This is a genomic window from Sediminicoccus sp. BL-A-41-H5, assembly GCF_050632405.1.
Taxonomy (GTDB): domain Bacteria; phylum Pseudomonadota; class Alphaproteobacteria; order Acetobacterales; family Acetobacteraceae; genus Roseococcus.
Window position 1 is genome coordinate 4,285,414 of record NZ_CP192601.1, and the last position, 17,615, is coordinate 4,303,028.

General features: G+C 70.8%; 18 protein-coding genes. 8 read left to right on the forward strand and 10 right to left on the reverse strand.

Going from position 1 to position 17,615, the window contains the following annotated elements; genetic code table 11:
- The first annotated feature begins 90 nt into the window (after positions 1 to 90).
- The 4 genes from trpD to ACQ860_RS21065 all read left to right on the forward strand — a co-directional run bounded on the left by trpD (position 91) and on the right by ACQ860_RS21065 (position 3,746).
- Positions 91 to 1,113 (forward strand): anthranilate phosphoribosyltransferase, encoded by a 1,023-nt coding sequence (gene trpD / locus ACQ860_RS21050; protein ID WP_431305279.1) that lies wholly within the window; start codon positions 91 to 93, stop codon positions 1,111 to 1,113.
- Positions 1,110 to 1,931, forward strand: coding sequence for an indole-3-glycerol phosphate synthase TrpC (trpC, locus tag ACQ860_RS21055; protein ID WP_431305280.1), 822 nt, complete (start codon positions 1,110 to 1,112; stop codon positions 1,929 to 1,931). The genes trpD and trpC overlap by 4 nt, the downstream gene beginning before the upstream one ends.
- A 133-nt stretch (positions 1,932 to 2,064) precedes the next feature.
- A complete protein-coding gene (gene moaC, locus ACQ860_RS21060; protein WP_431305799.1) occupies positions 2,065 to 2,547 on the forward strand; it encodes a cyclic pyranopterin monophosphate synthase MoaC in 483 nt (160 codons plus the stop codon).
- A complete protein-coding gene (locus ACQ860_RS21065; protein ID WP_431305281.1) occupies positions 2,544 to 3,746 on the forward strand; it encodes a molybdopterin molybdotransferase MoeA in 1,203 nt (400 codons plus the stop codon). Before moaC ends, ACQ860_RS21065 begins: the two co-directional genes overlap by 4 nt.
- A gap of 107 nt (positions 3,747 to 3,853) precedes the next feature.
- Here the strand turns inward: ACQ860_RS21065 and ACQ860_RS21070 are convergent, their stop codons facing one another.
- The 7 genes from ACQ860_RS21070 to rfbB form a co-directional block, all read right to left on the reverse strand.
- Entirely contained in the window at positions 3,854 to 5,899 is a 2,046-nt protein-coding gene (locus ACQ860_RS21070; RefSeq protein WP_431305282.1) for an FG-GAP-like repeat-containing protein, read from the reverse strand.
- A gap of 171 nt (positions 5,900 to 6,070) precedes the next feature.
- Positions 6,071 to 7,807 (reverse strand): glycosyltransferase family 2 protein, encoded by a 1,737-nt coding sequence (locus ACQ860_RS21075; RefSeq protein WP_431305283.1) that lies wholly within the window; start codon positions 7,805 to 7,807, stop codon positions 6,071 to 6,073.
- 96 nt (positions 7,808 to 7,903) lie between these two features.
- On the reverse strand, positions 7,904 to 8,938 hold the full coding sequence (locus ACQ860_RS21080; protein ID WP_431305284.1) for a hypothetical protein: 1,035 nt from the start codon (positions 8,936 to 8,938) through the stop codon (positions 7,904 to 7,906).
- A 34-nt stretch (positions 8,939 to 8,972) separates the two neighbouring features.
- The gene (gene rfbD / locus ACQ860_RS21085; protein WP_431305285.1) at positions 8,973 to 9,863 is read right to left on the reverse strand and encodes a dTDP-4-dehydrorhamnose reductase; all 891 of its coding nucleotides are present in this window, start codon (positions 9,861 to 9,863) and stop codon (positions 8,973 to 8,975) included.
- Positions 9,863 to 10,429 (reverse strand): dTDP-4-dehydrorhamnose 3,5-epimerase, encoded by a 567-nt coding sequence (gene rfbC, locus ACQ860_RS21090; protein ID WP_431305286.1) that lies wholly within the window; start codon positions 10,427 to 10,429, stop codon positions 9,863 to 9,865. The genes rfbD and rfbC overlap by 1 nt, the downstream gene beginning before the upstream one ends.
- The gene (gene rfbA / locus ACQ860_RS21095; RefSeq protein WP_431305287.1) at positions 10,426 to 11,307 is read right to left on the reverse strand and encodes a glucose-1-phosphate thymidylyltransferase RfbA; all 882 of its coding nucleotides are present in this window, start codon (positions 11,305 to 11,307) and stop codon (positions 10,426 to 10,428) included. The genes rfbC and rfbA overlap by 4 nt, the downstream gene beginning before the upstream one ends.
- A 139-nt stretch (positions 11,308 to 11,446) precedes the next feature.
- Positions 11,447 to 12,553 carry a dTDP-glucose 4,6-dehydratase gene (rfbB, locus tag ACQ860_RS21100; RefSeq protein WP_431305288.1) on the reverse strand — a complete coding sequence of 369 codons (1,107 nt, stop codon included), beginning with the start codon at positions 12,551 to 12,553 and terminating at the stop codon, positions 11,447 to 11,449.
- A 130-nt stretch (positions 12,554 to 12,683) separates the two neighbouring features.
- On the opposite strand from rfbB, the gene ACQ860_RS21105 reads away from it, so the two are divergent.
- The 3 genes from ACQ860_RS21105 (at position 12,684) to ACQ860_RS21115 (ending at position 15,074) form a co-directional block, all read left to right on the forward strand.
- The gene (locus ACQ860_RS21105; protein ID WP_431305289.1) at positions 12,684 to 13,517 is read left to right on the forward strand and encodes an ABC transporter permease; all 834 of its coding nucleotides are present in this window, start codon (positions 12,684 to 12,686) and stop codon (positions 13,515 to 13,517) included.
- A gap of 5 nt (positions 13,518 to 13,522) precedes the next feature.
- Positions 13,523 to 14,254 (forward strand): ABC transporter ATP-binding protein, encoded by a 732-nt coding sequence (locus tag ACQ860_RS21110; protein ID WP_431305290.1) that lies wholly within the window; start codon positions 13,523 to 13,525, stop codon positions 14,252 to 14,254.
- A 67-nt stretch (positions 14,255 to 14,321) separates the two neighbouring features.
- Positions 14,322 to 15,074, forward strand: coding sequence for a hypothetical protein (locus ACQ860_RS21115; RefSeq protein ID WP_431305291.1), 753 nt, complete (start codon positions 14,322 to 14,324; stop codon positions 15,072 to 15,074).
- A 68-nt stretch (positions 15,075 to 15,142) separates the two neighbouring features.
- Here ACQ860_RS21115 and obgE read toward each other — a convergent pair whose 3' ends face one another.
- From obgE to rplU, 3 genes are all read right to left on the reverse strand, one after another.
- A complete protein-coding gene (gene obgE, locus ACQ860_RS21120) occupies positions 15,143 to 16,135 on the reverse strand; it encodes a GTPase ObgE (RefSeq protein WP_431305292.1) in 993 nt (330 codons plus the stop codon).
- Between the two features lie 178 nt (positions 16,136 to 16,313).
- On the reverse strand, positions 16,314 to 16,583 hold the full coding sequence (rpmA, locus tag ACQ860_RS21125; RefSeq protein WP_431305293.1) for a 50S ribosomal protein L27: 270 nt from the start codon (positions 16,581 to 16,583) through the stop codon (positions 16,314 to 16,316).
- Between the two features lie 15 nt (positions 16,584 to 16,598).
- Complete coding sequence (gene rplU / locus ACQ860_RS21130) at positions 16,599 to 16,913, reverse strand: 50S ribosomal protein L21 (protein WP_431305294.1); 315 nt, start codon at positions 16,911 to 16,913, stop codon at positions 16,599 to 16,601.
- 248 nt (positions 16,914 to 17,161) lie between these two features.
- Between rplU and ACQ860_RS21135 the strand changes: the two genes are divergently transcribed.
- The gene (locus ACQ860_RS21135) at positions 17,162 to 17,566 is read left to right on the forward strand and encodes a RidA family protein (protein ID WP_431305295.1); all 405 of its coding nucleotides are present in this window, start codon (positions 17,162 to 17,164) and stop codon (positions 17,564 to 17,566) included.
- Positions 17,567 to 17,615: the final 49 nt, after the last annotated feature.

The window sequence follows — 17,615 nt, forward strand, 5'->3', positions numbered from 1 at the left end:
TGCCCTTCTATGGCGCATTTTGGGACGGGCGACCATGCGCCCTATAAGGGGAGGCGCGTCGCGCCAGGAAGCAAAGGTCACACAGTCCGGATGAACGGCCTCAAACCCGTATTGGCCCGCCTCGCCGCGGGGGAACGCCTGGCCGAGAGCGAGGCCGAGGCCGCCTTCGGCATCATCATGGCGGGCGAGGCGACCCCCGCGCAGATCGCGGGCATGCTCATGGCCATGCGCGTGCGCGGCGAGACGGTGGCCGAGATGACCGGCGCTGTGCGCGCCATGCGCGCCCGGATGATCCCGGTGGAGGTGCCCGACGACGCCATGGATGTGGTCGGCACCGGGGGCGATTCCTCCGGCAGCCTGAACATCTCGACCACGGCCGCCATGGTGGTGGCGGGCGCGGGCGTGCCGGTGGCGAAGCATGGCAACCGCGCGCTCTCCTCGAAATCGGGCGCGGCCGATGCGTTGGGCGCGCTGGGCGTGAACCTGGATGTGCCGCTGGAGCGCCTGCCGGAGGTGATCCGCGACGCCGGCATGGTCTTCCTGCTGGCGCCGCGCCATCACGCCGCGCTGCGCCATGCGGGCGGCGCCCGCGTCGAGCTCGGCACGCGCACCATCTTCAACCTGCTGGGGCCGCTGGCGAATCCGGGGCGGGTGAAGCGGCAGATGACCGGCGCCTTCTCGGCCGAGTGGCTGCAGCCGATGGCCGATGCGCTGGGCCGCCTGGGCACCGAGGTGGCCTGGGTGGTGCATGGCCAGGGCATGGATGAGCTGGCGATTTCCGGCCCCTCGGAGGTGGTGGAGCTCTCGGGCGGCAAGACGCGCCGCTTCACCGTTACCCCCGAGGATGCCGGCCTGCCCGACTGGCCGATCGAGGCGATCAAGGGCGGCGAGCCGGCGGAGAACGCGGCCGCGCTGGTGGCATTGCTGGAGGGCCAGCGCGGCGCCTACCGGGACATGGTGCTGCTCAATGCCGCCGCCGCGCTGGTGGTGGCCGGCCGCGCGCATGATCTGCGCTCCGGCGCCGCGCTCGCCGCCGAGAGCATTGACAGCGGGCGCGCTCTGGATGTTCTCCTCCGTCTCCGCCGTGCGACCTCCGAGGCTCTTCCCGAATGACTGTTGATGTGATCCCCGATGCGGGGCTCTCCGATACCCTGGCGCGCATCCTGCGCGACAAGGCGGAGGAGGTCGCGGCCAGCATGGCCACGACCTCGCTCGCCGAGATGGAGAAGCGCGCGCTCGACCAGCCGCGCCCGCGCGACTTCACCGGCGCGCTCTGCGCCCGCATCGGCGAGGGCCGCACCGGCCTGATCGCCGAGATCAAGCGCGCCTCCCCCTCCGGCGGCCTGATCCGCGACCCCTTCGAGCCCGCGGCGCTCGCCCAGGCCTATGAGAGCGCGGGTGCCGCCTGCCTGTCCGTGCTGACGGATGCCAAGTGGTTCCAGGGCCGCCCGGAGGACCTGATCGCGGCGCGCGCCGCCTGCCAGCTGCCCGTGCTGCGCAAGGATTTCATGATCCATCCCTTCCAGGTCTTCGAGGCCCGGGCCATGGGCGCGGATGCGATCCTCCTCATCATGGCGGCGCTGAGCGACGACCAGGCGCATGAGCTGGAGGACATCGCCCGCAGCCTCGACATGGCGGTGCTGGCGGAAGTCCATGACGCGCGCGAGATGGAGCGCGCGCTCGGCCTGCAGACGCGCCTGATCGGCGTGAACAACCGCAACCTGAAGACCCTGGTGACCGACCTCGCGACCAGCGAGGCGCTCATCCCCATGGTCCCGGCCGACCGCATCCCGGTCGCCGAGAGCGGCCTGCGTACGCCGGCCGATCTCCGCCGCATGGCCGCCGCCGGCGCCTATTGCGTGCTGGTGGGTGAGCACCTGATGCGCCAGCCGGACGTGGCGGAAGCGACGCGCGCCTTGCTCGGGCCGTGACCCGCAACACGCACGCTCGCCCGGAGAATCCGGCCGCGACGGCGGCCGGCGCCGCCCGACCGACCTTTCAACCTGGCGCAAGCGCCGCGCGGCGAAGGCAAGGCGGCAGGGCCGCCGCCCGCCGTTTGAGGGCATAAAAATGTCTTCGTTAACCCATTTCGACGAAGCCGGCCGCGCCGCCATGGTGGATGTGGCCGGAAAGCCGGAGACGGAGCGCCTCGCCATCGCGCGCGGCCGCATCGTCATGGCGCCCGAGACGCTGGCGCTGATCGCCGAGGGCAAGGCGGGCAAGGGTGACGTGCTGGGCGTCGCGCGGCTGGCCGGCATCATGGCGGCGAAGAAGACCAGCGACCTGATCCCGCTGTGCCACCCGCTCATGCTCACCAAGGTCCGCGTGGACCTGACCATCGCCGGGCCGGACACGGTCGAGATCGAGGCGCAGGTCAGCGTCACCGGCCGCACCGGCGTGGAGATGGAGGCGCTGACCGCCGTCAGCGTCGCCGCACTCACCGTCTATGACATGGTGAAGGCGGTGGATCGCGGCATGCGGATCGAGGGCATCCACCTGGCGCTGAAGGAGGGCGGCAAGTCGGGCCGCTTCGAAGCAGCGCCGTGATCCCGCTCGAGGAAGCCCGCCAGCGCATCCTCTCGGCCATCCGGCCCACGGGGCCGGAGACGGTGCCGCTCGCCGCCGGCTGGAACCGCGTGCTGGCGCGGCCCGTAGTGGCGCGCCTCACACAGCCGCCCGCCGATGTCTCGGCCATGGACGGCTATGCGGTGCGCGCGGCCGATGCGGTGACGGGCGCCACGCTCACCGTGACCGGCGCCGCGCCCGCGGGCCACCCCTTCGCGGGCGAGGTGGGGCCCGGCGAGGCGGTCCGCATCTTCACCGGCGGCTTCGTGCCGGCCGGCGCCGACGCCATCCTGATCCAGGAGGACGCCAAGGCCGAAGGGCCGCGCCTGACCGTGACCGAGGGGGTCGCCGCCGGCCGCTGGATCCGCCGCCGTGGCCTCGACTTCGCCGAGGGCGGCGAATTGCTGCCCGCCGGCCGCCGGCTGACGGCGCGCGACATCGGCCTCGCCGCCGCGGCCAACCATCCCTGGCTCACCGTGCATCGCCGTCCGCGCATCGCCATCCTCGCGACCGGCGATGAGATCGCGCTCCCGGGCGAGCCCTTGCCGGCGGGCGGCATCGTCAGTTCCAACGCGCATGCCCTGGCCGCCGTGATCGCCTCGGCCGGGGGCGAGGGCTGCATCCTGCCGATCGCGCCGGATGACGCGGGCAGCATCGCCGCACTTGCGGGCTCCGGCGGCTATGACCTGCTGGTGACGACGGGCGGCGCCAGCGTGGGCGAGCATGACCTGGTGCAGAAGGCGCTCGGCCAGGACGGCTTCGCGCTCGACTTCTGGAAGATCGCCATGCGGCCGGGCAAGCCGCTGATCTGGGGGCGGCTGGGTGCGATGCCGGTGCTGGGCCTGCCGGGCAATCCGGTCTCGGCGCTGGTCTGCGCCGTGGTCTTCCTGCTGCCCGGGCTGGCCCGCATGCAGGGCCTGCCCGATGCCGGGCCGCGGACCATCCAGGCCCTCGCGGGGCTGGACCTGGCGGAGAATGACAAGCGCGCCGACCACCTGCGCGCAAGCCTCACCCCCGGCCCGGAAGGCATGATGGTGGCGACCCCCGCCAGCCGGCAGGACAGCTCCATGCTGGCCGTGCTCGCCTCGGCCGACGGCCTGATCCTGCGCGCACCCTTCGCGCCGCCGCTGCCCAAGGGCGGCGTGGTGGACGTGATCCCGCTGGCGGCGCTGGGCGTCTAGACCGCGCTGTGTTCACATGCGTTCACGCCGCGCGTTCCAGCCGTTGCTGAGTGGATGATTCAGCGTTTCGGCGATTACGCCTCAACGCATCATACCCCAGGCGCGGCTCAGAGCGGGTAGTTCGAAAAGGCGCTGTAGAGGCCGAGATGGCCGAAGCCGTGCAGGTCCGCATTGCCGTCGCCATTGGTGTCGGCCACGTGGCGCGGAAAGATGTCGTCACTGCGCCAGCCGCCCGCCGCCGGCGCGGAGCCGAGCGCGGCCAGGCGCAACTCCGCCGCCTCGAAGCCGCCGCCGCCGCTGGCCAGCGCCACGAAGGCGCCGGCCCCGCCGAAGCCCACGATGTCGGCCCGGCCATCCCCATTCACATCGCCCAGCCGGCGCGGCGTCGCGTCATCCTGCGTCCAGCCGCCGGCCGAGGGGTTGGAGCCGAAGGCGCCGAGGCGCAGCGCCGCCGCGCCGAAACTCCCGCCGCCCAGCGCGAGCGAGACATAGGCGCCGGCCCCGCCGAAGCCGACGATATCGGCCATGCCATCGCCATTCACATCGGCGAGGCGGCGCGGCGCCGCATGGTCGCTGAGCCAGCCGCCATTGAGACCGAAGCCCCCGACCGCCAGCCGCGCCGCGCCGAAGGCGCCGCCGCCGGTCGCCAGCGAGACATAGACGCCCGCACTGCCGAAACCGAGGATGTCGGCCATGCCGTCGCCATTCACGTCCGCCAGGTGGCGCGGCGTGAGGTTGTCATTGGCCCAGCCGCCATTCACGCCGAAGCCCGTGACGGCGAGGCGCGCGGCGCCAAAGCCCCCCGCGCCATCCGCCAGCGAGACGACGACGCCGCCATGGGCGAAGCCCACGATATCGGCCCGCCCGTCGCCGTCCACATCGGCCAGTTGCCGCGGGGTCAGCGAATTATTCAGCCAGCCGCCATTCACCCCGAAGCCCTCCACCGCCAGCCGCGCCGGCCCGAAGGTGCCCCCGCCGGTGGCGAGCGAGACGACGACGCCGCCATGGGCGAAGCCCAAGATGTCGGCCATGCCGTCGCCATTCACATCGGCCAGGCGGCGCGGCGTCAGCTCGTTGCTGGCCCAGCTCCCCTGCGTGCCGAAGCCGGCCAGCCAGAGATTGGCGGATGTGAAGGGCGGGTCATTGTCCGCGATGATGCCGATGCCGACCGCATCGCCCAGGGTGGCGCCGCCGGTCACATTGAACAGTTCGATGGTGAGCCATTCGGTGCGCTCGTGGCTGGTGTCGTTGAACACCGGCACTTCGATGCGCCGGGACGCCTCGCCGATCCCGAAGAAGAGCGTCCCCGCCACGGCGCCGTAGTCCAGCCCGGCCAAGGCATTCCCGTCGTGGCTGCGGTAATCCACCGAGACCGCGAGCGCCGTCGAGACCCGGCTCACCGTGAAGCCCAGGATGGTGACGCCGAAATCGCCCTCGGTGAGGGTCACGTCATTGATGCGCAGCGATACGTCGGCGTAGCCGTAGATGTGGCGCGCGCCGGCGATGTCGTCCCATTGCGGGGTCGAGATGGCCGGGTTGTAGGCGGCGTTCATCAACTGGTTGGGGGTGGTCGTGTGGTTCAGCCCGATCGCGTGGCCGATCTCATGCGTCGCGACCGCGAGGAAGCTGTTCGGATTCCAGAAGTCCCGCTCGGAGCTGTCGAACACGATGTCGCCGCCCAGCGCGCTGAAACCGGGGGAATAGGCCTGGGCCAGCGTGTCGGAATCCCCGTCGATATAGCCAGCGGCGATGCGGATGGTTCCGACCGTGCCGCGCCCGACGGCGCCGCCGCCGTCGAAGACCTGCACGAAGTTGATGTTGGCGACCGCCGACCAGACGTTGAAGGCGCGGCTCAGCGTTGTGGCGTAGTCGAAGCCGAGGAAGCTGCCGAGCGCCACGCTCGCCCCGTAGTAGAAGCCGAAGGCGGTGGTGGAGACCCCGGCGCCCACGAGGCTCCAGGTGACGGTGCCGCCCGGCGTGCCGGCAGCCTGGGAAGCGCCCCATTTCGTGCCGAAGGTGCTGAAGGGGGAGGGACCGGCCGTCTCCTGCGCCACCTCGCGCGCGTGATCAGCGGGCACCTGCCAGGCGAATTCGTAGAAGCCTTCGAAATCCTCGGCTTCCTGCACTGCAACGTCGCTCAGGCCGTGGATCACGGCGGGGCACCTCCCTGAGGCCGCGCCCGGGAACCGCGTCGGTCATGTCGCGGCGCGGCCCTGGGCGGCGGCAGGAAGGTTCGGATGCGACTGCCGGTCGCCGCAAGTGAATTCAGGTCCGAGTCATGTTGGAAAAACTCAAATCAATCGGGACATCCCCGTCGTCCTGGTTCACTCCGGCAGCGGCGGTTGCTCGGCGGGGGGGCGCCAGGGGGCGAGGCGCCGCGGCGCGGCCGTGAGGATGCGGGTCGGCGGATCGAGGGAGAGAAGCGGGCTGTAATAGGGGTCGTTCACCAGCTGCTCCCCCCAGCGGGCGCGCATGGTGGCGCGCTCGGTCAGCCAGCGCGCCTTGTGCGTGGGCGACATGTCGTCGCCGCGCGTGGCGCTCTCCTTGTGCAGCAGCTCCGCCTGGGGCGTGACGAGGTTCTGCAGGCCCGAGGCGCGCAGCTTCAGGCAGAGATCCACGTCGTTATACGCGACGCGCAACCCCTCCTCGTCGAAGCCGCCCACCGCCAGGAAGGCCTCGCGCCGGACGGCGAGGCAGGCGGCGGTCACCGCCGAGACGCGCCGCGTCAGGCGCAGCAGGTCATAGGGGCCGTGGCTCTTCTCCGGCGTGTGCAGCATGTCGTGCCCCGCGATGCCGGCGAGGCCCAGCACCGTTCCCGAATGCTGCACGCGCAGGCTCGGGAAGAGGAGGCGCGCGCCGACGGCGCCGATCTCCGGCCGCACCGCATGGCTCACCATCTCGCGCAGCCAGCCGTCGTGGCGCACCTCGGTGTCGTTGTTGAGGAGGAGCAGGATCTCGCCCTTCGCCGCGCGCGCGGCGCGGTTGTTGATCACCGAGTAGTTGAAGGGCCCCGGGCAGGGCAGCACGGAAAAGCGCGGATCGCGCGACCATTCCTCGAAGCGGCGCAGCAGCGCCGGGTCGTCGCTGTCATTGTCGCAGACGATGATGTCGAAGGCCGGGTAGTCGGTGCGCTTCAGGAGGCCGTCGAGGCAGGCCTCCATCAGCGGCAGCCCGTTCCGCGTCGGGATGATGATGGTGACCTGCGGCGCGGGGTCTGGCAGAGGCCAGGTGGCGCGCGGCACGGGGCGGCCGCCGCCCGGCGGCTCCAGCGTGACGCGTTCGCCCGCCTCGGCGAGGATCAACGACACCCCGGGCAGGTCCAGCCCCTCGCGCCAGGCGGGCATGCGCCCCGCGGCGCGGTGCAGCAGGATGGCGGGGATGTGCCGGATCGCCGCCGGCCCGGCCTCGGCCAGCGCGGCGCGCGTTGCCGCCACCATCAGCGCATGGCCGCGCAGGTCGAGCAGCCCATGCCGCGCGAGCAGCCCCGTGTCATAGGCGACGGCCCGCCCCAGGGCGGGCTGCTGCAGCAGCAGGTCGGGGTCGAAGGCGGTCTTCAGCCAGGGCGCGCGGCGCCGGCCGCCGATCACCTGCGTGTCCTCATCGCCGAAGATGATCAGGGGCGCGGGCGCGGCCTCGGCGGCGATGGCGAACTCCGCCAGGGCGTGGCGCGGCAGCAGGTCCCCCGGCTCGAGATGCAGGACGAAGCGGCTGCGCAGCGCCTGGGCCGGCGTCAGCGCGCCGCCCTCCAGGACCTCGACCGGCACGCCGAGCTGGGCCGCGATGCTGGCGCGCGTTTCGGCCTCGGCGCGGGGCAGCGTCACCAGGAAGGACGCGGGGGCGGGGCCGAGCAGTGCCAGGATGGCGGCGTCATCGGCGGGCGTGCTGGCCTGCCAGCGCCTGAACCAGGTGGTGTATTCGGCCGCCTCCAGCCAGCGCACGAACTGACCGACCTGCGGCATGATGGGCTTGAGCGCCTTGAGCAGGGCCTTGCGGACCGCCGGCAGCCGGCGGACGGCACGGCGCAGCGGGTGAATGCGGGGTTCCTGATCAGGCGAGGCCATGGAGGGCTGCGACTTTCGGCAAAAGGTGGGGCCTGCAGGGCGCGGAACCTCTGCCGTTCCGCATGGGCCCTGTCAATCGAGCCGCGAGCGTCGCGATCAGGGGCCCATCATGGCGAGGTGCTCGCGGATCAGCGCGGCTTCCTCGGCCGGCATCAGCGCGGGCCATTCCTCCACCCCGGGCAGGCGGCCCGGATTGCGCCGGATGAGTTCGGTCTTGAGGTAGGGGAAACCCATGCGCGCCACCAGCACGCGCCAGAGGTGATGGCAGGGGTTGAGCGGATAGCGGGCGAAAGCCTCGGCGTTCTCGAAGCGTGGGCCGAGGCTCGCGCGCGTCGCGTCATCCACCAGGGCGGTCAGGCGCGCATAGCCGAAGAGGGCGGCGCAGCGCAGCCCAGCCGCGCGCGCGCGGCGCGAGAGGCCGATCTCGCCCTGCTGCACCACGCGCCATTTGCTCCGGCTGTCCCGGAAGGCGGCGAGATGGGCGGCGAGCAGGGTGACGGCGGCCTCGCCGCGCGCGAGCAGGGCATAGGATTGCAGGTGCGGCCCGCCGCCCTCGCTCTCGGTCATGCCGAACAGGCCATGGCCCCCCGCCCGCCAGGCCTCCACCAAAGGCGCCAGCGGCAGGAAAGGGCCGAGCACGCTGTCATTGGCCAGCAGCAGCTCCTCGGGCGTGCCGAACTCGGCGAGCGCGACCGCGGCCGCATCGCGCCAGCCGCCGAAGTCGCGCCCGACATTCTCGCGATGGATGCGCCGCCAGCATCGCGCACCGACCGCGGCCCAGTCGGCTTCCGGCGGCCGGTTCGGCGCGTTGGTCACGAAGACGAGGTCGAAGCCCGCCTCCCGCCAGAGCGCCAATTGCCGCAAGACCATCGGCGAGACCCGCCCATCGGGCGACCAATGCAGGTAGAGCGCCAGCGAGCGCCCCTGGCGCGGCGCCTCCCCGGCCGAGACCTCGCGCAGGCCGGCCTTGAGGGGGGCGATGCGGTCCAGCACGGCGGCCTGGGCGATCTCGAAGGCCACTTCGGCCGCGCGGCGCAGGAAGGTGAGCGGCGCGCGGGCGGCGAGGCCGTGCAGGATGCGCGGCGCGCCACCCTCCGGGTGCGCAAGCTCGCTGAGCGTGTAGGGGGGCATCAGCCGCCCCCCTGTTCGGGATGTGCGGGCGGCATCAGCCGCCCGCGTGCAGGGCGCGCAGCACGCGGTCCAGGCCGGCCTGCCAGCTGGGCAGGGTCACGCCGAAGGTCTCGGCCAGCTTCGTGCCGTCCATCCGCCCATCGGCCGGGCGCACCGCCTTCACCGGGTATTCGTGGGTGGCGATCGGGACGACGCGCGGCTGCGGGCCGCCATGGGGGGCGGCGCCGGCGAAGATCGCCTCGGCGAAGGCGTGCCAATGCGTGGCCTGCTCCGCCCGCGCGTGGAACACGCCACGATACTCCGGCCGCCAGCCGGTCTGCCGGATGCGCGCCAGAATGGCGGCGATGGCGTCCGCCAGGTCGGGGGCGGCCGTCGGGTGGCCATGCTGGTCCGCCACCACGCGCAGCTCGGGCCGCGTGGCGCCCACGGTCAGCATGGTGCGGACGAAGTTCTTGCCCACCGGGCTGAACACCCAGGCGGTGCGCAGCACGCTCGTCATCGGGTTGCCGGCGAGCGCCGCCCATTCGCCGGCCAGCTTGGTGCGGCCATAGGCGCCAAGCGGGTTGGGCCGGTCGCTCTCCAGATAGGGTGCACCCTTCATCCCGTCATAGACGTAGTCGGTGCTGATCTGGATCAGCGGGACGCCGGCCTCGGCGCAGAGCTTCGCGAGCAGCGCGGGGCCCAGCGCATTGGCGCGGAAGGCGCCGGCCTCGTCCTCCTCGGCCGCGTCCACCGCCGTCCAGGCGGCGCAGTTCACCACCGCCTCCGGCTTCAGCGCCGCGAAGGCAGCGACCACCGTCTCGGGCTTGTCGAACTCGAAATCCGGCTGGCCGACCAGCAGTGCCTCGAAGCCCTGGGCGGGCAGGCTGTCCGCCAGGCCCGTCGCCAGCTGCCCGCCCTGGCCGGTGACGAGGATGCGCCGCATCAGACCGAACCCGCGGGGAAGGGGGGCGGTATCTCGGCCAGGCGCGGCGCGTTGCGGTCCTTGTCGGAGAGGATCACGCCGCCCGGCAGCACCGGCCATTTGATCCCCAGCGCCGGATCGTCCCAGAGGATGCCCGCATCCGTCGCCCGGTCATACTCGGCATCCACCTTGTAGAGCACCTCGGTGTCGGGCTCGAGGGTCATGAAGCCATGCGCGAAGCCGCGCGGCACCCAGAGCTGCTGCCAGTTCTCGGCCGAGAGCTCGCAGGCCACATGCTGGCCATAGGTCGCGCTGTCCTGGCGGATATCCACCGCGATGTCGAGGATGCGCCCGCGCACCACGCGCACGAGCTTGCCCTGCGCCGTGGGCGGCCGCTGGAAATGCAGGCCGCGCACCACCCCCGCCTCGCGCGAGAGCGAGTGGTTGTCCTGCACGAAATCGGCCGTCAGCCCCGCGGCGGCCAGCGCGCTGCGCTTCCACACCTCGCTGAAGAAGCCGCGCGCGTCGCCGAAGCGATTGGGCTCGATCAGCAGCACATCGGGGATGGATTGCGGCGTGATCTTCATGCGTGGACGCCATCTGCGAGCTGCACGAGATATTGCCCATAGGCGGTCTTGCCCAGCGCCTTGCCACGGGCGCGCAGCTCATCGGCCGTCAGGAAACCTCGGCGGAAGCCGATCTCCTCCGGGCAGCCCACCACCAGGCCCTGCCGCTCCTGCACCGTCTGCACGAAGGTCGCCGCCTGGAGCAGGCTGGCCGGCGTGCCCGCATCGAGCCAGGCGCAGCCGCGGCCCAGCTGCTCGCAGGAGAGGTCGCCCGCCTGCATGTAGAGCAGGTTGAGGTCGGTGATCTCCAGCTCGCCGCGGGCCGAGGGCGTGACGCGCTTGGCCATCTCCACCACGCGACTGTCGTAGAAATAGACGCCGATGACGGCCCAGTCCGATTTCGGCTTGACCGGCTTCTCCTCGATGGAGATGACGCGGCCCGCGCCGTCGAACTCCGCCACGCCATAGCGCTCGGGGTCCGCCACGCGATAGCCGAAGACGGTCGCGCCACCCGCCTCGGCGCGGCCCTTCGCCGCGCGGAGCCGCTCGGACAGGCCCTCGCCGTAGATGATGTTGTCGCCGAGCGCCAGCGCGCAGGGCTGGCCCTGGATGAACGTCTCGCCGATCAGGAAGGCCTGGGCGAGACCATCGGGCGAGGGCTGCTCCGCATAGGAAAGCTTGATCCCGAAGGCCGAACCGTCGCCCAGCAGGCGCCGGAAGGCCGGCAGGTCCTGCGGGGTCGAGATCACCAGGATGTCCCGGATCCCCGCCAGCATGAGCGTGCCGAGCGGGTAATAGACCATCGGCTTGTCATAGACCGGCAGCAATTGCTTGGACGCCGCCAGCGTCATCGGATGCAGCCGCGTGCCGGAACCCCCGGCCAGGATGATGCCCTTCATGTCTTCATGCCCTCATGCGCCGGGCGCGCGCTCCGCGCGCTTGGCTCGAAACGCTGAAGCGTTTCGGCTCGGCTGTTCGTCTCGCATCCTCGGAGGGAGGATGCCATGGTCTCGATGGCTGCGCGGGCAGCCGGCGGCGTCACGACTTCACGCCGCCCAGCCGCGGAGCGGCGTCGGTCCCAAGCCGCGGAGCGGCGTCGGTCCCAAGCCGCTGGCCGGCATAGGCCTTCTCGCGGATCGGCCGCCACCAGGCCTCGTGGTCCAGGTACCAGCGGATGGTCTGCTCCAGGCCCGCCTCGAAGTCGTAGCGCGGCTTCCAGCCGAGCGCCGCCTCGGCGCCCGAGGGATCCATCGCGTAGCGGAAGTCATGGCCGGGCCGGTCGCGCACGAAGGTGATCAGCCGCTCGCGCGGGCCGGCGGGGTCAGGCCGCAGCCGATCCAGCGTCGCGCAGATCGCCTTCACCACCTCCAGGTTCGTGCGCTCCTGCCGGGGCCCGATGCAATAGGTCGCCCCTGGCTGGCCGTGCATCAGCGCCAGCACCAGCGCCTCGGCATGGTCCTCGACATGCAGCCAGTCGCGGATATTGGCGCCCTCGCCATAGACCGGCAGCGGCTTGCCCTCGAGCGCATTGAGCGTGACGAGCGGGATCAGCTTCTCCGGGAATTGCCAGGGCCCGTAATTGTTCGTCGTGTTCGAGACGAAGGAGGGGAAGCCATAGGTGTGGTTCCAGGCCCGCACCAGGTGATCGGAGGCCGCCTTGCTCGCGCTGTAGGGGCTGCGCGGGTCATAGGGCGTCTCGGGCGTGAAGGGCGGATCGCCGGGATAGAGGCTGCCGAAGACCTCGTCGGTCGAGACGTGGTGGAAACGGAACGCGGCCTTCGCGGCGCCTTCCAGCCCGTTCCAATATTCCCGTGCCGCCTCCAGCAGCACCTGCGTGCCGACCACATTGGTGCGGATGAACTCGGCCGGCCCGTCAATCGAGCGGTCCACATGGCTCTCGGCCGCCAGATGCATCACGGCCGTCGGCTTGTGCGTGGCGAAGGCGGCGCGCATCGCCTCCACGTCGCAGATATCGGCCTGCACATGGATGTGCCTCGCCTCGCCCGCATGCATGCCGAGCGCGGCCGGGCTCGCCGCATAGGTCATCTTGTCCACGTTGACGACCGTGGCGCCGGTGGTCGTCAGAAGGCGGCGGACGACGGCCGAGCCGATGAAGCCGTATCCGCCGGTGATGAGGAAGAGCAAGGTACCGCGTCTCCTGGAAAACCGAGGGGCCCTAACACAGGACCGGGGCCTGTCAATACGATGGCAGCGATGACGAACGGAAGCCTTCCTCGGCTTTCAGCCCGGGGGCCCTGCGTGTATAGCCGCCCGCATGGCCAGCCTTTCGCCCCGCTCCTTCGAACATGACGCCGCCCACCCCGAGCGCGGCGCCCGTGCCCGCGCCGACCTGCTGGAGGGCTTCCAGCGGTGGCGCCTCGCCTGGGTGCTGGCCCGGACGGACATCACCCACCGCTACCGCGGCTCGGTGCTGGGCCCGCTCTGGGTGACGATCTCGACGGCGGTGATGCTGATCGCGCTCGGCTTCCTCTATGCCAAGCTCTTCCAGCTCGAGGTCGGGGTCTACCTGCCCTGGCTCGCTGTCAGCCTGATCATCTGGGCCATGATCGGCCAGGCCGTGACCGAGGCCTGCACCACCATCACCTCGGCCGAGGGCATCGTCCGCCAGATGCCCTTGCCCTATTCGGTGCATGCGCTGAGGACGGTGTTCCGCAACGCGGTGGTGGCCGCGCACAACCTGCCGCTCATCCTCGTCGTCTTCCTGATCTTCGGGGTGCAGCCGGGCTGGGGCGCGCTCTGGGCGCTTCCGGGCCTGGCCCTGCTCGCCATCAACGTCTTCTGGGGCTCGCTCCTGCTCGGCCTGCTCTGCGCGCGCTTCCGCGACATCCCGCCCATCGTGGCCTCCGTCATGCAGATCGCCTTCTTCCTGACGCCCGTCATCTGGAAGCCGGAGCTGATCGAGGGGGCGCAGGTCTACCTGCCGCTCAACCCCTTCTTCGCCGTCATGGAAACCATGCGCGCGCCGCTCATGGGCACCGGCGCCTCGGCCACCGTCTGGATCGCGGCGATCCTCTACACCGGCATCGTCTGGGCCGTGTCCCAGGCCTTCTTCACGCGGTTCCGCAACCGCGTCGCTTTCTGGGTCTGACCGACATGGCACGCATCGAGGCCGAGGGCCTGGCGATCGAATATCCGCTCTACCACCACAATGCGCGCTCGCTGAAGCGGCGGCTGATGGGCGCGACCCCGCGCCGCCTGAAGGAGGACCCCTCGCACCGCGTCGTCGTGGCCGCGCTGCGGAACCTGACCTTCACCATCGAGCGCGGCGAGCGCGTGGCTCTCGTCGGCCCCAATGGCGCTGGCAAGTCCACCCTGCTGCGCACCGTGGCCGGCATCTATGAGCCCGTCGCGGGCCGGCTGCGCGTGGAGGGCGAGATCGGCTCCCTCATCGACCCGGGCGCGGGCATGGAGGCGCTGGCCACGGGGCGGGAGAACATCGTCCTGCGCGGCCTCTATCGCGGCATGTCGGAATCCGAGGCCGAGGCGATGGCGGAGGAGGTGGTCGCCTTCGCCGATCTCGGCGAGTTCATCGACGTGCAGATCCGCGGCTATTCCGCCGGCATGCAGGTGCGCCTCGCCTTCGCGCTCGCCACCGCCATGATGCCCGAGATCCTGCTCATGGATGAATGGTTCCTGGCCGGCGATGCGGAGTTCATGGCCCGCGCGGAGGAACGCCTGAAGCAGCTCGTCACCGGGGCCGACATCCTGATGCTCGCCACACATGACATGGCCGTGGTGCGCCGCTGGTGCACGCGCGCCATCCGCATCGAGGGCGGCGTCATCCTCCAGGACGGCACGGTGGAAGAAGTGCTTGGCCCGACCTGAGGCCGGAGGTGCTGGGCCTGGCCTGAGGCCGATTGCGCCACGGCCGCGCCCTCGCTAGGTGTGCGGCATGATCTGGCCCTTCCGCCGCCGCAAGCCGGCCACCCCCGACAGCCTCCTGCAGTCGGACCCCGCGAACGAGCTCTATCGCCTGTTCCTGGAGCGCGGATCGCGCGCCCACAAGACGGCGAAATGGCATCACTATTTTGACATCTACGACGCCTTCCTGGCGCGCTATCGCGGGCAATCGCCCACGCTGCTGGAGATCGGCGTGGACGAATGCGGCTCGCTCGAGATCTGGCGCGAGTGGCTCGGCCCGGGTGCGCGCATCTTCGGGATGGACATCAACCCGAAATCGGCGGAACTCGCGCCGCCCGGCGTGAAGGTCTTCATCGGCGACCAGGCGGACCCGGCCTTCCTGCGCCAGGTGCTGGCCGAGATCGGCACGCCGGACATCGTGGTGGATGACGGCGGCCACACCAGCAACCAGCAGATCGAGAGCTTCGAGGTCTTCTACCCGGCGATGACGCCCGACGGCGTCTATATCGTGGAGGACACCCACACCGCCCTTTGGGGCGGCCAATGGGATGACCGGCCCGGCATGACCTTCCTCGACTACGCGGCCGAGCGCGTGAAGGACCTGCACGCCTGGAGCGGCATCCACGCCAATTTCCGCCGCTACCATACGCATCCGAGCGAGCGGGTGGGGCCGGAAGCGCAGGTGCCGGAATTCACCCGCACCACGCGGGCCATCTCCTTCTTCGACAGCATCGTGGCCTTCGAGCGCGGCCCGCGCCGAGAGCCCTGGCAGGAGCGGCGCTGAGCCCGATCGCCTTTGGTCTCTTCACCAAAGGCGTGAACCGGCCTCGCATCTGAGCCTGCTCCGCCGGCTTACTTCGCGCGCACCACGTCCATCACGGCGCGCAGCACCTCGGGCACGCCCTCGCCCGTCGCCCCGGCGGCCAGCATCACCGGCCGGCCCGTCGCGCGCTCCAGCGCCTTCACTCGGGAGGCGCGGGCCTGCGGCGTCATCGCATCGAGCTTGTTGAGGACGACGATCTCGGGCTTATCCGCGAGGCCGCCGCCATATTCCTCCAGTTCGCCCCGAATCATCCGCCAGGCGCCCGCGGGGTCCGCCTGGCTGCCGTCAATCAGGTGCAGCAGCACGCGGCAGCGCTCCACATGCCCCAGGAAGCGCGTCCCAAGCCCGGCCCCCTCGCTGGCGCCCTCGATCAGGCCCGGGATGTCGGCGAGGACGAATTCCTCCGTCGCGTTCAGGCGCACGACGCCGAGCTGCGGGTGCAGCGTGGTGAAGGGGTAGTCGGCGATCTTCGGGCGCGCCGCGCTGGCCGCCGCCAGGAAGGTGGATTTCCCCGCGTTCGGCAGCCCCACCAGCCCGGCATCGGCGATGAGCTTGAGGCGCAGCCAGACCCATTTCTCCTCGCCCGGCCAGCCCGGATCGGCCCGGCGTGGCGCGCGGTTGGTGCTGGTCTTGTAGTTCGCGTTGCCGAAGCCGCCATCGCCGCCCTTGGCCAGCAGCACGCGCTTGCCCACCACATCGAGGTCGGCGATCACCGTCTCGCGGTCCTCGTCCATGATCTGGGTGCCGACCGGCACCTTCAGCGTCACGTCGGGGGCGGCCGCACCCGTGCGGTCGCTGCCCGCGCCATTGCCGCCTTTGCGTGCCTTGAAATGCTGGGCGTAGCGGTAGTCGATCAGGGTGTTCAGCCCCTCCACCGCCTCGACATAGACATGGCCGCCGCGGCCGCCATTGCCGCCATCGGGGCCGCCATATTCGATGAAGCGCTCACGCCGGAACGCGATGACGCCATTGCCGCCATCGCCCGATTTGATGAACACCTTGGCTTCGTCGAGGAATTTCATATCTGTGCCGCCATGCGAGTAGCCGCGACACCAACCCTACTCGCATGGCGGCAAGGGGGGGCAGGGCCCCCCCTAGACCCCCCCTTTTCGTGAGGGGAGCGTTTGGGGGTGAGGGCTGTCTGAAACAAAAACGGGGGCCACGAGGGCCCCCGCTGGTCACGCCATCGAGGGCGTCAAATCACTCGGCCGCGAGCTTGGTCGGTTCGACCGAGACATGGACGCGGTCCTCGGCCTTGCGAGCGAACTTCACATGGCCTTCGACCAGCGCGAAGAGCGTGTGGTCGCGGCCCACGCCGACATTGGTGCCGGCCTTCATCTTGGTGCCGCGCTGCTTGACGAGGATGTTGCCGGCCAGCACGTGCTCGCCGCCGAACTTCTTCACGCCAAGCCGCTGGCCGGGACTGTCACGCCCGTTGCGAGAGGAGCCGCCTGCCTTTTTGTGTGCCATCTGTCTTGCTCCTTCTTACGCCGCGATGCTGGCGATGCGCAGGACCGTCTGTTCCTGGCGGTGGCCACGCTTGCGGCGGCTGTTCTTGCGGCGGCGCTTCTTCAGGATCAGCACCTTGTCGCCGCGATTCTGGTCCACCACCGTGGCGGTGACCGTCGCACCCGGCACGGTCGGCGCGCCAAGCTGCAGGCCGGCATCGTTGCTCAGGGCCAGCACCTCGTGGAAGGTGACGGTCGCGCCAGGCTCAGCCTCCAGGCGCTCGACGATGACGACGGCGTTCGGCGTCACCCGGTATTGTTTTCCGCCAGTGCGGATCACTGCGAAGCTCATCACACGCGCCCTTCGGGCTGCCGCGCGAGGCGACGCTGCCCGTGATACTGAATGGTTATGGCCGCTGGCCGGAGCGCCGGGGGGCGCCCCATGAACGACCACGGGCGACACGCATGCGCCGCCCGGGAGAAGGGCGTGTAGTGCGGGGCGGGGCCGCGCGTCAAGTCGCAACCGCCACCTCGCGCTCCCGGCGGGGGTGACAATCCGCGCCAAGCTGGCAGCCTTCCGCGCAACAGGAGGAGCCCGCCATGTCCCGAATCCGCCGCGTCACCAGCCCCGCCGTGCCCGAGCCGCCGCCCGGCCTCTGGTCCAATTGCCGCGTGGTGGACGGCATCGCCTATCTTTCCGGCTTCACGGCACGGGATCAGGCGCTGCGCGCGCCGGAGGGCGCCAGCATGGAGGCGCAGGCCCGCATCATCTTCGGCAAGATGCAGGCCCTGCTGGAGGCCGCCGGTGGATGCATGGCCGATATGGTGAAATTGACGATCTTCGTGACCGATATCACCCAGCGCGAGGCCGTCTGGAAGGCCCGGCGCGAATTCTTCACCGGCGATTTCCCGGCCTGCTCGCTGGTCGAGGTCTCGGCGCTCGCCGAGCCCAGCATCCTGGTCGAGATCGAAGGCGTGGCGCATCTCGGCGCCAGCCGGGGTTAGCCAGGCGCATGATCCGCTGCGGCGTCACGCCGAAGCGGTGAATCATCCG